General features: G+C 71.7%; 17 protein-coding genes. All 17 read left to right on the plus strand.

Annotation, left to right across the window (positions count from 1 at the left end; translation table 11 throughout):
* Window positions 1–9 precede the first annotated feature (9 nt).
* The 17 genes from ACFXAM_RS04160 (at window position 10) to ACFXAM_RS04240 (ending at window position 12,349) form a co-directional block, all read left to right on the plus strand.
* Window positions 10–1,161, plus strand: coding sequence for a hypothetical protein (locus ACFXAM_RS04160; protein ID WP_375956641.1), 1,152 nt, complete (start codon window positions 10–12; stop codon window positions 1,159–1,161).
* On the plus strand, window positions 1,161–2,336 hold the full coding sequence (locus tag ACFXAM_RS04165; RefSeq protein WP_375956644.1) for a hypothetical protein: 1,176 nt from the start codon (window positions 1,161–1,163) through the stop codon (window positions 2,334–2,336). The genes ACFXAM_RS04160 and ACFXAM_RS04165 overlap by 1 nt, the downstream gene beginning before the upstream one ends.
* Window positions 2,333–2,854 carry a hypothetical protein gene (locus tag ACFXAM_RS04170; RefSeq protein WP_380287451.1) on the plus strand — a complete coding sequence of 174 codons (522 nt, stop codon included), beginning with the start codon at window positions 2,333–2,335 and terminating at the stop codon, window positions 2,852–2,854. Before ACFXAM_RS04165 ends, ACFXAM_RS04170 begins: the two co-directional genes overlap by 4 nt.
* Before the next feature lie 87 nt (window positions 2,855–2,941).
* Window positions 2,942–4,783: a LysM peptidoglycan-binding domain-containing protein gene (locus ACFXAM_RS04175; RefSeq protein ID WP_380287452.1), complete on the plus strand. Its 1,842-nt coding sequence runs from the start codon at window positions 2,942–2,944 to the stop codon at window positions 4,781–4,783.
* On the plus strand, window positions 4,783–5,019 hold the full coding sequence (locus ACFXAM_RS04180) for a hypothetical protein (RefSeq protein WP_375956652.1): 237 nt from the start codon (window positions 4,783–4,785) through the stop codon (window positions 5,017–5,019). Before ACFXAM_RS04175 ends, ACFXAM_RS04180 begins: the two co-directional genes overlap by 1 nt.
* A gap of 2 nt (window positions 5,020–5,021) precedes the next feature.
* The gene (locus tag ACFXAM_RS04185; RefSeq protein ID WP_380287453.1) at window positions 5,022–5,333 is read left to right on the plus strand and encodes a hypothetical protein; all 312 of its coding nucleotides are present in this window, start codon (window positions 5,022–5,024) and stop codon (window positions 5,331–5,333) included.
* A gap of 127 nt (window positions 5,334–5,460) precedes the next feature.
* Window positions 5,461–6,159: a hypothetical protein gene (locus tag ACFXAM_RS04190; protein ID WP_375956658.1), complete on the plus strand. Its 699-nt coding sequence runs from the start codon at window positions 5,461–5,463 to the stop codon at window positions 6,157–6,159.
* Window positions 6,160–6,287: 128 nt separating this feature from the next.
* Complete coding sequence (locus ACFXAM_RS04195) at window positions 6,288–6,842, plus strand: hypothetical protein (protein WP_380287454.1); 555 nt, start codon at window positions 6,288–6,290, stop codon at window positions 6,840–6,842.
* A complete protein-coding gene (locus tag ACFXAM_RS04200) occupies window positions 6,839–7,036 on the plus strand; it encodes a hypothetical protein (protein ID WP_380287455.1) in 198 nt (65 codons plus the stop codon). The genes ACFXAM_RS04195 and ACFXAM_RS04200 overlap by 4 nt, the downstream gene beginning before the upstream one ends.
* A 75-nt stretch (window positions 7,037–7,111) precedes the next feature.
* The gene (locus ACFXAM_RS04205) at window positions 7,112–7,909 is read left to right on the plus strand and encodes a hypothetical protein (protein WP_375956667.1); all 798 of its coding nucleotides are present in this window, start codon (window positions 7,112–7,114) and stop codon (window positions 7,907–7,909) included.
* A 79-nt stretch (window positions 7,910–7,988) separates the two neighbouring features.
* Window positions 7,989–8,744, plus strand: a complete 756-nt coding sequence (locus ACFXAM_RS04210; protein WP_375956670.1) for a hypothetical protein — start codon at window positions 7,989–7,991, stop codon at window positions 8,742–8,744.
* An 82-nt stretch (window positions 8,745–8,826) separates the two neighbouring features.
* Entirely contained in the window at window positions 8,827–9,123 is a 297-nt protein-coding gene (locus ACFXAM_RS04215) for a hypothetical protein (protein WP_375956673.1), read from the plus strand.
* A gap of 3 nt (window positions 9,124–9,126) precedes the next feature.
* Window positions 9,127–9,303: a hypothetical protein gene (locus ACFXAM_RS04220; RefSeq protein ID WP_380287456.1), complete on the plus strand. Its 177-nt coding sequence runs from the start codon at window positions 9,127–9,129 to the stop codon at window positions 9,301–9,303.
* Window positions 9,300–9,479, plus strand: coding sequence for a hypothetical protein (locus tag ACFXAM_RS04225; protein ID WP_380287457.1), 180 nt, complete (start codon window positions 9,300–9,302; stop codon window positions 9,477–9,479). The genes ACFXAM_RS04220 and ACFXAM_RS04225 overlap by 4 nt, the downstream gene beginning before the upstream one ends.
* Complete coding sequence (locus ACFXAM_RS04230) at window positions 9,479–9,883, plus strand: hypothetical protein (protein ID WP_380287458.1); 405 nt, start codon at window positions 9,479–9,481, stop codon at window positions 9,881–9,883. Before ACFXAM_RS04225 ends, ACFXAM_RS04230 begins: the two co-directional genes overlap by 1 nt.
* 13 nt (window positions 9,884–9,896) lie before the next feature.
* Window positions 9,897–10,814, plus strand: a complete 918-nt coding sequence (locus ACFXAM_RS04235; RefSeq protein ID WP_380287459.1) for a toprim domain-containing protein — start codon at window positions 9,897–9,899, stop codon at window positions 10,812–10,814.
* Window positions 10,796–12,349: a phage/plasmid primase, P4 family gene (locus ACFXAM_RS04240; protein ID WP_380287460.1), complete on the plus strand. Its 1,554-nt coding sequence runs from the start codon at window positions 10,796–10,798 to the stop codon at window positions 12,347–12,349. The genes ACFXAM_RS04235 and ACFXAM_RS04240 overlap by 19 nt, the downstream gene beginning before the upstream one ends.
* The last annotated feature ends 1 nt before the right edge of the window (window position 12,350 follow it).

The following is a 12,350-nucleotide window of genomic DNA, read 5'->3' on the forward strand; positions in this document are numbered from 1 at the left end:
CCATCTCTCTTGGCAGTTGAACTCCGCGCCCCGCTGTTCGTCCAGCAGGGCCGCTACGACGCATTGGATCTGCGCACGATGATCGGCGGAACCCGGGGCGCCCACGTGGGCGTCGCCGGGCCCACCGCCCTCCTGGTCGAGAAGGTCGACAACCCCACCCCGCGCGTATCGGTGGCGGCCGGGTCCGTGTGGCTGCCGGACGACGTCGCCGTGTCCCACAAGGGGGCCGTCCACTTCGCCAACCTGGACGCCAGCATTCAGCTCCAGTGCTCCACCCCGAAGGCGGGCGAGGCCGCGCGCCAGGACCTGGTCGTCGCGTTCGCCGACCCCGACACCGCCCCGGCCGGGCCCCTGCTGATGGACATCCGCACCACCGCGGACCAGTACATGCAGTCCGTCTCCTACGCCACCGACGGCACCCCGTACGCCGCTGCGGCGGCCACCGGTACGCAGGTCACCAAGGAGGGCGCGCGCGGCTGGTCCGTCGCGGTCCTCGCCGAGTCCACCCCCGGCGCGCGGGACTGGCCGGTGCCGTCCAACTGCGTGCGCCTGGCCGTGGTGAACATCGCGCAGACCGGCATCACCGGAATCGAGGACCAACGCTTCGTCGTCGCCGGGCAGCTCGACACCACCCCGCTGCGCCACCTGCGCACCGCTGGGGCCCAGGGCGTGGCCACGGTCGCGGCCGGGGCTCCGGCCGGCAGCCTGGTCTACGACTCGGTCACCACTGCTCTGCACAAGGTCACCGGCCCCGGCACCACCGCCCCGGTGCTGCCAGGCGCGGTGCGCCTGGACGCCTCGTACCAGGCGGGCGAGGGGGCATGGGGCGCGGAAGGCTGGCACCAGTTCACCGGCCCGGCCGCAGCGTACCCGCGCCTGGTGACGGTTTCCTTCGAGGCGTCATACCGGGGCGAGTTCGGCGAGGGCTGGATCACCCCCCTCGTGACGGGCCACGGCGAGCGCCGCCGCGCCGGGCGCCCGCAGTACACCCGGGCCGGTGACTCCCGCGACGTACGCGGCCAGGCCACCATCAAGGTCCCGGCCGGCACCCCACTCAACGTCTCCACCAGCGTGTCCCCGGACAACACCCAGAACAACAACGTCAAGCTCGTCGCGGCCTGGACCTCCTACGCCGAGGCCGTCACCACCGTGGCGGCCTGATGAGCGACGACAACGGCTACCGCGTCATCCTGTCCGAGTTCAAGGGCGGCCGGCTGCTGGCCGAGCTGCCCGTCTCCGGCCTGTCCTACCGCTCGATCCTCAACGCCCCCGGCTCCGCCTCCTTCACCGTGCCGCTGGCCGCCGAACCCCTCGCGGGCCTGGACTGGTCGCTGATCTCGCCGTGGCGGATCATCGCGCACGTCCAGCGCGGCAGCCGCGTCCTGTGGGGTGGGCCGCTGCTGACCTGGTCGGTGGACCTGGCGGCCGAGGAGATGACGCTCGACTGCACGGGCCTGTGGGAGTACTACCGCCGCAACATGATCAACCTCGGGTACAGCACCGGCACCACGCCGCGCGAGCAGACCACCATCGCCCGCGAGCTGATCCAGCAGTTCGCCGACAACCCCTCGCCCGTCGCCCCCGGCCAACCCGGCTACTGGGGCAGCAACGGCCCCGGCGCGCTCACCTTCGACCCGGACCTGGTGTCCGTGGCGCGCGAGCGCACGTACCCCTGGTACGAGTGGAAGAGCGTCGGTGAGGCCGTCGAACAGCTCGGCGCGGTCATCCGGGGGTTCGACTTCCGCATAGACCACGACTGGGACGTGGACGCCCGCGTGATCCGCAACCGCTTCCGCTTCCTGTATCCGGCCGGCGGCCAGGACACCGGCATCGTGCTGGAGCACGGCACCAACTGCACCGTCACCTCCGTCACCAGCGACGGCGACCGGATGTGCACCGAGACCGGTGTCAACGGCGCAGGCGAAGGCTGGAGCCAGCTCAAGAGCTGGTGGTACAACGGCCAGCTCGAAACCGAGGACGGCCGCCGCATCCCGCGCCTGGCCGCCGTCGAGACCAACAACTCCGTGGTGCGGGTCGACACCCTCACCGCGCAGGCCGAGCGGATGACCGCCGTCGGAGCGTTCCCGATCGTCGTCCCCGAGGTGACCCTGCACCCGGGCGGCGAGTACTCCGCCGCCGAGCTGCGCGTGGGCCACAAGGTCCGCGTCCGCGCCCGCACGGCGAACTGGCCCGGCATCGACGCCCAGTACGTCATCCAGGAGATCGCCACCAAGGTCACCAGCAGCGGCGAGGAGACCACCCTCTCCCTGGTGCCCGTCTCGATCTTCGAGCGGGTGGACGACTGGGTGAAGGGTGAGCTGGTGATGGCCGCGTGACCGTCTACGGGCGCCCCACCCTCGCCGACTCCTTCCAGGGCATCGACACCCGGCTGTCCGCGATGGAGCGCACCGCGTCCGCCCTGGGCGCGGTGCTGCCGATGACCCCCTACCGCCAGGGCCTGGACGTCGCCACCACCTGGCGCGCCGCCGCCACCATCCCCACCGCCGGTATCGCCCACCCGGTCATCCGCCTGGACTGCCGCGTCGCCGCCCGCACCGGAGCGAACGTGTGGCTCCGCCTCTTCGACGTCGACAAGGCCCGCGCGGTCACCGCGGAGTGGAAGTACACCGGGGGCGCGCTCAACAACGGCTGGGTCCGCCTGGACTGGGTGCTGCCCCGAGGCGGAGGCCAGCCCGGCGAGTGGCAGCGCCTCCTGCTCCAGACCAAGACCGACGTCGAGGGCGGGGGCACCGTCGACCCCGGCGTGGCCCTCGCCCTCCCGTTCAACCAAGCCTCCGGCGCGACCGAGGCCGGCACCTGGACCCCCGTGCCGATCCCGCCCGGCTACGCCTGACCCACAGCTGCAACCCGCGCAGCAGCCCCGCCCGAACTCCCGGGCGGGGCTTCCTCGTTGAAAGGACCGCCCATCTCCCGCGAAGCAGTGATCACCGAGGCCCTGACGTGGGCCGACCAGAACTACCGGGGCGGCCGGAGCCCGAGCGGCAAGTACTACGACACCGTGTTCGGGAAGTGGTACGCCCCGGGCTTCAACCACGAACCCTTCTGCGACATGTTCGCCTCCTGGTGCGCCGACAAGGGTGGGGAGGCCGCGGCCGTCGGCCGCTTCGCCTACTGCCCCTCGCACGTCCAGTTCTTCCGGAACAAGGGCCAGTGGTTCGGCCGCGACGCCTCCTTCAAGCGCGGCGACATCATCTTCTTCACCTGGGACGGCGGCCCCACCGCCGACCACGTCGGCATCGTCCTGGAGGACTCCGCCCCCGGCCAGAGCGTGAAGACCGTCGAGGGCAACACCGCGAAGGGCGACGGCGCGGGCCAGGGCTCCGGCGGCTACGTCGCCCGCAAGGTCCGCCCGCGCTCCGTCGTGCTCGGCGTCGGCCGCCCCGCCTACTCCACCAGCGGCGGCACCAGCACCCCGACCGGCCAGGCCGTCACCATCGACGGTAAGGCGTACGGCCCCGGTGCCCGGGGCGAGCACATCACCGTGATGGGCCGCGCTCTCGTCCGGGCGGGCTGCTCCCGCTACACCGAGGGCCCCGGCCCGGTGTGGGGCAGCGCGGACACCGAGTCGTTCCGCGCCTGGCAGCTCAAGCTCGGCGACACCGCCGACGCCGACGGCATCCCCGGCCCGAAGCAGCTCGCGCGCCTGCTCGCCGAGTTCGGCGAGGCCCCCGCGCCCCGGCCGCCGGCCACCCGGACGTTCACCGTGCGCCGGGGCATGACCCTGGGCGGCATCGCCGTGGCGCTGGGCACCACGGTTGCCGGACTGCTCTCCCTGAACCCCCAGATCGACAACCCGGACCGGATCACCGAGGGCCAGCAGATCACTGTCCCCGCCGCGTCGCCGACGGCCGCACCGGCCACCGCCGCACCGGAGCCGAGCGCGAGCCCGGCCCCCGTCGAGCCCGCTCCGGCCGAGACCCCGCAGCCCGTCCCGACCCCGGACCCGCTGCCCACCCCGGCCCCGGGCGCGGCCACCCACACGGTCGCGGCGGGCGACACCCTGTCCGCCATCGCCGCCCGCTACGGCGTCGGCCTGGACGCGGTGGTCAACGCGAACCCGCAGATCAGCGACCCGAACCGCATCGAGGTCGGGCAGGTCGTCAGCCTGCCGACCGCCCCGGCCGGAGCCGCCGCGCCGCCGGTCCACACCGTCGTGCCCGGCGACACCCTGTGGGACATCGCCGCCAGCCGCCGCGTCACCCTGGAAGCCCTGGTCGCCGCCAACGCGGGCATGGTGGCGAACCCCGACCTGATCTTCCCCGGCCAGGACATCCTGATCCCCGACGGCTCCGCGCCCGTCCCCCGCCCGTCTCCGAAGGCCGCCGCCCCGAAGGCCCCTGAGCTGACGGGCACTCAGGAAAACTCGAGCGAGCAGACCACCCTGGCCCCGGCCGTCGAGGAGGACGCGCCGGCCGCCCCGAGCACCGGCTACTCCAACGACCTCCCCGGCTGGATCGAACAGGCCCGGGACGTCCTGCGCGCGAACGGCGACCTCGTCCCGTCCGCCGCCGCGATCGAGCACCGGGCGATGGTCGAGTCCGGCGGCAACCCGCTCGCGGAGAACCACTGGGACAGCAACGAGGCTTTGTACGGCGGGACTTACGGGCTGCTCCAGACCATCCGGCCGACCTTCGACGCCTACTCGCTGCCCGGCCACCGCGACATCCTCAGCCCGATCGACTCAATCATCGCCGGGGTCCGCTACGCGAACGCGGTCTACGGCAGCTTCGAGTCGATCGCCTGGAACGAAGGAGGCTACTGATGCCCGAGAACGAGCCCCTGGGCGTGGTCATCGGCCCGAGGGAGATCTACGACCAGTTGGTGGGCGTCCGGGAGGACGTCCGCTCGCTGGCCCAGAGCAGTGACGCCGTCGACCAGACCCTGCGCGACCACGAAGAGCGCGTCCGCCAACTGGAGGTCTGGCGCTACGGCGTCGTCGCCTCCGGCCTCGCGGGCGGCACCGCCCTGGCCGACGTCGTCATACGCCTGAAGGGCTGATCATGGAAGACCTGAAGACCTGGATCACCGACAACCCGGTGAAGACCCGCGCGGCCGTCGTCGCGCTGCTGACCGTGCTCGGCACCGTCGTGCCGAGGCTCGCCGGGATCGAGACCAACGAGGCCGTCATCGGCCTGCTGCTGACCGCCGCCACGATGGCCGCCGGCCACTCCGCGGGTAAGCGCGTCGTCACCCACGCGACCGACGCGGCCCGCACCGAGGCCGCCCGTGCCGAAGCGCTCGCCGAGTGCTGCGCGTGCCCGCACCTGGCTTCCGTGGAGGTCGGCGAGGACGGCATGAAGAGCAAGCGGTGACCCCTGGGCCCCGGCTCGTCTCCGGACGGGGCGGGGCCCTTTCCTCGTTCCCGGGGGCGGGCGTGGTGGAATGGACGCCGGGCATCGTTGGTTGCACAACGGTCCCCGTCCGAGTCGAGAGGAACCCATGCCCCCGAAGAAGCCCGCCGCGCCCGCCTGGCAGGAGGTCCCCGGCGCGCAGGAGATCATGGACCGAGCGCTGCCGCTGCTGGGTGCTGCGCGAGCGCGGGAGTACGAGGCCCTTGCGGCCGTCGTCTTCGAGACCGCCCTGCTGTTCACCAACAGCGAGGGCCGTCCGGACCTCAGTCGCAGCAGTCACAACGCGAAGCGGTGGATGTCAGACCTTCTCGACGCCGGAGGATTCAAGCCCGTCCCCGGGGACTCCAAGGAGCGGCGGGAGAAGCTGGCAGCGGACCGACAGGCCGTCTTGCAGGGCGTCCGGACAGCTATGTCCAAGATCCGCGTCGACTACATCCGGAGCATGGACACCGACTCTGCTGAGCGGGACCACCGATTCCCAGGGCTGCCGGACTCCGACGCCATCTTCGCCTACTACAAGATCATTCCGAAGGCTCAGAGCGAGCTGAGGCTTGAGGACTACCACCGCCGCACGTCCCTCCAGCGGCTCGGTGCTCTCCTGGCCGACGACGAGCCGTCCATCGCGCCGGCCGACGGCCCGGACGTGGTCCACGCCCTCCACCGGCTCGCCACCGCGTTGGCGCCCGCCCTGCTGGACGGCGCGGACGCGCAGGAGAAGGCCCAGCTCCGCCGCGAGATCGGCGAGACCCGGGCCGCGCTGCTCGCGCTGGAGGAGTCCCTGAGCTGACCCGCTCTCCAGGCCCCGCCTTCCCCACCCCCGGGGAGGGCGGGGCCTTTTCGCGTTTCCGGCCGGGTGTTAACCGGGCTGGCTCAACCGAGTCGGAGAAGACCACCGGGTACGAAGGAGCGAGCCGGATGAAGAACGTTGCCTTGATCGGCCGGGCGAGATCCGGCAAGGACACGGCGGGCTGCGTGCTGGCCGAGTACGGGTTCGCCCGGCTCGCGCTGGCCGACCCGCTGAAGGCGATGGCGTACGACGTCGACCCGGTGGTGGGCACCGAGCTGCTGGGCGTGAACGCCCCGGCCCCGGTGCACTTGGCCGAGGTGGTGGACCGCTACGGCTGGGAGGAGGTCAAGGACAGGTTCCCCGCCGCCCGCCGGTTCCTCCAGCGGCTCGGCACCGAGGGCGTCCGCCGCCACGTCGACCCGGACTTCTGGATCACCCGCTGTCTGCGCGCCGCCGCCGCGATTGGCCGGCCGGTCGTGGTGACGGACGTGCGCTTCGACAACGAGGTGCAGGCCCTTCGCGCGGCCGGGTTCGAGGTGTGGTTCATCGACCGGGGAGCCCCGGACGGCGACCACCCGAGCGAACAGCTCGGCCCCGAGCACGCCGACCACGTGGTCCCGAACACCGGCTCGCTCTCCGACTTCCACGCCCGAATCCGCGAAGCCCTGGAGGCCCCCGCATGACCCTGCGCGACCGCTTCGACGCGATCGACCGCACCGCAACCGCGATCGAGAACGTCGTCTTCGTCTACACGCCCGTCCCGGACCCGCTGGCCGAGGACGAGCGGGAGGCCGACGAGCAGGCCGCGAACGCCCGCGTCGAGGCGGAGGTGCCCGGCTACTCGGACACCCTGCCCTCGCTGCTCACCGCTGCCTGACCCCGCACTCCGCGGTGGCCCGTCCCGAACCCGGGTGCGGGCCTTTTGCATGCCCCGAAACAGAATCGAGAGCCCATGTCCGAAGGCGTCCGCACGATCCACCAGAAGGGTTCCCGCTACTACGTCCACCCCGTCAGCGGCGACCTCGCCCCGTCGGTGACCAGCATTTTGTCGATGGAGGCCAAGCCCTTCCTTCAGGACTGGTCGGCCGGCATGGCGGCCGAGGCCGCCGTCACCGACCTGGAGGTGGTCCAGCGCATCGCCGCCCGCGACCGCCAGGCCGCCGTGGACTTCCTGAAGTACGCGGCGAAGAGGTACACCAAGGTCCGCGCCGATGTCGGCAGCTTGGTCCACGACTTCTTCGAGCTGCGGCTGCGCGGTGAGGAGGTGCCGTACCCGCACCACGACGTCGAGCCGTACGTGCCGCACATAGAGGCGTGGCTCGACCGCTACCAGCCCGAGCTGCTGCACGCGGAAGACGTCGCCTGGTCGCGGGAGCACGAGTACGCGGGAAGCTTCGACTTCCTCGTCCGCATCAACGGCAAGACCATCCTGGGCGACCTCAAGACCAGCAAGAGCGTGTACACCTCGGTCGCCGCGCAGCTCGCGGCCTACTCCCACGCGGATGACCTGATCACGGTGGACCGCAAGATCGTCCCGTTCCCGACGGTGGACGCCGGCGCGGTGCTGCACATCACCCCGCACAAGGCGGAGTTCCGCCCGGTGAAGATCGACCGCGAGGTGTTCGAGCGGTTCCTGACCCTGCGTCGCCGCTTCACCGACGACCGGGCCTCGGACGCCGGGATCATCGGCCGCGTCGCCTGGTCCAACGAGACCGGCCGCCAGACCGGCACCGCCCGCCGCGCCTCCTGACCTGGGCTTGTTAACCACCCCGGCCTAAACACCTCGGGCCGCCCTACCGGCGGCCCGCCCCTCTACAGAACGGATCAACTTGAGCGACGCTCTCGACAACATCTTCGACTCCGACCCGGAGCTGGCCGAGCGCGCGGAGCGCGCCGAAGCCAACGCCCGCCCGGACGTCGCCGGGACCTTCCGGGCCTACGAGCCGGACCCGAGCGGCGGCTTCCCCCGGGCCCTGCACAAGTGGCGGGTCACCAGCGCGGTGCCGGCCACCGCGGACGCGGTGGCGGAGCTGCTGGGCGGCACGCCTCACGAGCTGGACACCGAGGCGGAGGACGCCATCGCGGTGGACACCGACACCGACCGGGTGGAGGTCGTGATCGACGGCCCCGGATCGATCGAGTTCGACATGAAGCACTGGGTGAACGGCAAGCTCGCCCACCACTGCGACACCCGGACCTTCCTGTCGCCGCCGGAAGACGTGGGCGTGCCGTGCCGCTGCCCGCGCACCGTCGCCGAGCTGAAGGCGCGGGCGAAGGACGAGCGGGGCCCCAAGCCGGACATCCGCATCAGCTTCAAGCTGGCTCACGACCCGGCCCTCGGTGTCTTCCGCTACAAGTCGTCCGGCTGGACGCTGATCAGCGAGCTGCCCGCGCTGAAGAACGCCCTCGCCAAGGTCGGCGGCCCCGCGCTGGTGAGCCTGATCAACGAGCGGGTGAACTACACGAGCAAGGCGGGCCGAGAGGTCGACTACCAGAAGCTCACCGCCAAGGTGATCAAGTCGTACGAGCAGGCGATCACCGACACTCCGGCTTCGGCCGTCGAGGAGGAGGAGCCGCCGTTCTAACCGGCGCTCCACCCACCAGCACCACCAGCGGGACCGGTCCTTCGGGGCCGGTCCCGCTCCCGTTTCCCTGGAGAGAGAACCCGTGCACACCCCGACCACCGCCGCGCCGATCCCGGCCCGGCTCGTCAACGTCCTGCCTGCGCCCGACCGTGCGCAGGAGATCATGCGCTCGGCGTTCCGCGAGCCGCCCCGGCCGCCGTCGGCCGGCACCCGCAACAGCCAGGCCAAGTTGACCGAGCGCAAGGTCTACGCCATCCGCCGCGCGGCCGACCTGGGCGCCAGCCTCTCCGCACTCGCGGGGGCCTTCAACATTTCGGAACGGGCCTGCCGTCACATCGCCCGCCGGACCTCCTGGGCCCATCTGCCGGAGAGGGGCTGAGCGGTGGCTGACTACTCCACCCCGCTCTGGCTCGTCCCTCCCGAGCAGCGGCGGGACTTCCTGCACGCCCGAGCACGGGCCCTCGCCGCCGAGGGTGCGAACCCTCGCCGCCTGCTGCGGGCCTCGGACGCCGCCCACGTCGCGGACTTCCGCGAGCCCCGGCCACCGGAGGAGACGTGACCTACCGCATCGGTGCGGGCATCGCCCCGCCGCTCGGAGACCTTCGCGCCGCAGGCCCCGGGGACCTGGTCCTCTTCCTCCAAGACGCCCGCCAGCGCACCGACTTCTCCCGCTACTGGGAGGCCGCGGCCGTCGCCGTCTTCCGGGGCGCGGCCCTAACGGTGGTGACCGCCTAGTGGCCAACCGCAACAAGGCGAAAGGCACCGCGTGGGAGTCCGCGGTGGCCGACTACCTGAACGAACAGCTCGGCCAGTACCGACCGGACTGGAATGACGGCGACCGGGCGGTCCGCTGGAAGGACCCACTGGACCCGGACAACGTCCGCCGCCAGGTCCAGGAGGGCGTGGCGGACATCGGCGACCTCGGGGTCCGCCCCTTCGCCGGGGAGTGCAAGGCGGAGAAGTCGTACGACCTCGCCGCCTACGTCCGCCAGGCCGAGGCCGAGGCGAAGAACGCCGGCCAGCCCTTCGGGGTCGCGTACGTGAAGCGGCCCCGGGCGAAGACCGAGGACGGATACGCCGTCACGTCCATCCGCACGCACGCCGCGATCGTCCGCGCTCTGCGGGAGGCCGGTTTCTAGAAGAAGAGGAGAGGTGAGGGCCGTGCGTATGTCGGCGATCCTGGACCGCCTGGAGGAGTTGCGGGACTACCAGCCCGGTGAGTGGGTCGCCCGTTGCCCGGCCCACGACGACGGGAAGCCGTCGCTGTGGATCAACCTCAAGACGTCCGGCATGGTGGGCCTGGCCTGCCGCGCCGGATGCGCCTTCGAGGACATCGTCGCCGGGATGGGCCTGCTGCCGAGGCACCTGTTCAACGTCGACCCGGAGGGCCTGGTCGCCGTCGCCGAGGCCCGGCCCGAACCGGCCTCCCCGTTCCTGACGGCCGGGCTGCGGGTGTGGCTCGACTCCCTGCCGGCCGGTGACGACGCCGCCCCGGCTGTCGGCTACGCGCAGAAACGTTTCGGCCTGCCGGCCGCCGAGCAGGACCGGCTGGGCCTGCGCTGGTGGCCCGGCCCGCAGCCATGCCCCGAGTGGGTTCCGACCTCGTTCGTCCGGTATCCCCGCCTCGTCGTGCCGATGGCCGACTTCGCGGGAGTGGCCAGGGGCGCCCAGGGCCGGGACCTCTCGGGGCGCTGCCCGGTGCGGTGGATCTCGCTCGCCAACCCCGACGGGTTCGAGTGGCAGCGGTACGGGGTGTTCCACGGCCCCGACCCCGCCGCGCCGTGGGTGGTCGCCGAGGGCCTGTCGGACCCGCTGGCGATCGTCGCCGACGGCTACTCCGCGGTGGGCGTGCGCGGGGCCGCGCTGCTCAACAACGACCCGACCACGTTGGACGCGCTGGCCGCCGGACTGGCGGGGCGCGACGTGCGGGTGTGCGGCGACAACGACCGCTCCGGGCACGCCTTCGCCCAGACCATCCTGGCCGCCCTCCACGAACGGGGCGTGCCCGCCCGGCGGTTGACCCTTCCCGCCGGTTTCAAGGACTACGCAGTTTGGAGATCCACCCGGTGACGGCCTGCAACATAGACCGCCTGACCACCCCCTTCGTGCCGGACCGGCCCTCGCTGACGCTGCCGCCGGCCGAAGCGGTGGCCGCCTACCGCGAGGCGGCGTCCCGGTACGGGGCCTCGGACATCGTCAACGCCCACGCCCTGGTGCAGTTCATGAAGGGCGGCATCCGATACGCCGAAGGCGTCGGCTTCCACGTCTGGGCCGGGACGCACTGGGTGCGCTCAGAGGTGCTGGTGCGCCAGGCCGCCCACGACCTCGGGGCCGCGATGGTGGAGACGCTGGCGCGGGAGAAGGCCATCATCCGCGAGGCCCTGGCGCTGAAGCTGGCCGGGGACGCACTGGAGGCCGAGTACGAGAAGCAGGTCCAGGCGCTCCCGCTGGCGAAAGCCGCGAAGGGCTTCACCATGGCCAGGCGCATTGACGACCTGATCCGCGAACTGGCGTCGGTACGCGGGGTGAACTGCTCTGTGGACGACTTCGACAACCAGCCGCACCTGCTGTCGTTCGCCAACGGCACGGTGGATCTGAAGTCCGGCGTCCGTCGGTCGCACGACCCGGCGGACATGCTGACCAAGTCACTGCCCTGGAACTACAACCCGCTGGCGAAGGCCAAGCGGTGGCGGCGCTTCTTGAAGGAGGTGTTCCCGAACGAGCCCGCGATGGTCGACTACATCCGGAGGTTGTGCGGGTACGGCATCACCGGGTCGACCGCAGAGCAGGCGTTCGCGGTGTTGATCGGGACCGGCGCGAACGGCAAGTCGGTGTTCTTGGACAGCTTGAGCCATGTCTTCGGTGACCTGTCGGAGACGACGCGCTTCGAGACCTTCGAGGACCGGGGCAGCTCGATCCCCGCCGACCTGGCCGCGCTGCGCGGGGCCCGGATGGTGATGGCCTCGGAGGGCGAGGCCGGCAAGCCCATGAGCGAGTCGGTCCTGAAGCGGGCCACCGGTTCGGACCGGCTGACCGCGCGGTTCATGCGGGAAAACTTCTTCACCTACCAACCGACCTTCCTCTTGTGGCTGGCCTCCAACCACACCCCGGCGTTCCGCTCACAGGACGAGGGCCTGTGGAGGCGGGTCAAGCTGATCAAGTTCGACAGGTACTTCAAGCCCGAGGAGCGGGACCACGGCATCTTCGCCGAGCTGCGCGAGGAGGCCGAGGGCATCGCCGCGTGGGCGGTGGCCGGCGCGGTCGAGTGGTACGCGGGCGGCCTCCAGGAGCCGGACTGCATCAAGACGGCGACCACCGCCTTCAAGGAGAACTCGGACGCGCTGGCGGAGTTCCTGACGGACGTCCTGGTGAAGACCGACAGCGACAAGAGCCACGTCCCCTCGCAGGAGGCGTACACCGCGTACCGCGACTGGTGCGAGGCCCAGGGCGAGAAGGCGTGGACCCGCAGGGGCTTCATCAGTGCGCTGGACGAGCGCGGTATCCGCCAGCACCGCATGACCCGGGGCCGGGTGCTGCTGGGCGTGCGCTTCGCGGCCGAGCCGGTGCCCGCCGGGCCGGGAGTCTTTGACACCACCAACGACTAGG

Source organism: Kitasatospora sp. NPDC059462, from assembly GCF_042749955.1.
GTDB lineage: Bacteria > Actinomycetota > Actinomycetes > Streptomycetales > Streptomycetaceae > Kitasatospora.

What these genes read in the sequence shown, in the direction of transcription:
- ACFXAM_RS04165 (WP_375956644.1), top strand. Translation starts at nt 1,161, where the DNA reads ATGAGCGACGACAACGGCTACCGCGTCATCCTGTCCGAGTTCAAGGGC.
- ACFXAM_RS04180 (WP_375956652.1), top strand. Translation starts at nt 4,783, where the DNA reads ATGCCCGAGAACGAGCCCCTGGGCGTGGTCATCGGCCCGAGGGAGATC.
- ACFXAM_RS04185 (WP_380287453.1), top strand. Translation starts at nt 5,022, where the DNA reads ATGGAAGACCTGAAGACCTGGATCACCGACAACCCGGTGAAGACCCGC.
- ACFXAM_RS04190 (WP_375956658.1), top strand. Translation starts at nt 5,461, where the DNA reads ATGCCCCCGAAGAAGCCCGCCGCGCCCGCCTGGCAGGAGGTCCCCGGC.
- ACFXAM_RS04195 (WP_380287454.1), top strand. Translation starts at nt 6,288, where the DNA reads ATGAAGAACGTTGCCTTGATCGGCCGGGCGAGATCCGGCAAGGACACG.
- ACFXAM_RS04200 (WP_380287455.1), top strand. Translation starts at nt 6,839, where the DNA reads ATGACCCTGCGCGACCGCTTCGACGCGATCGACCGCACCGCAACCGCG.
- ACFXAM_RS04205 (WP_375956667.1), top strand. Translation starts at nt 7,112, where the DNA reads ATGTCCGAAGGCGTCCGCACGATCCACCAGAAGGGTTCCCGCTACTAC.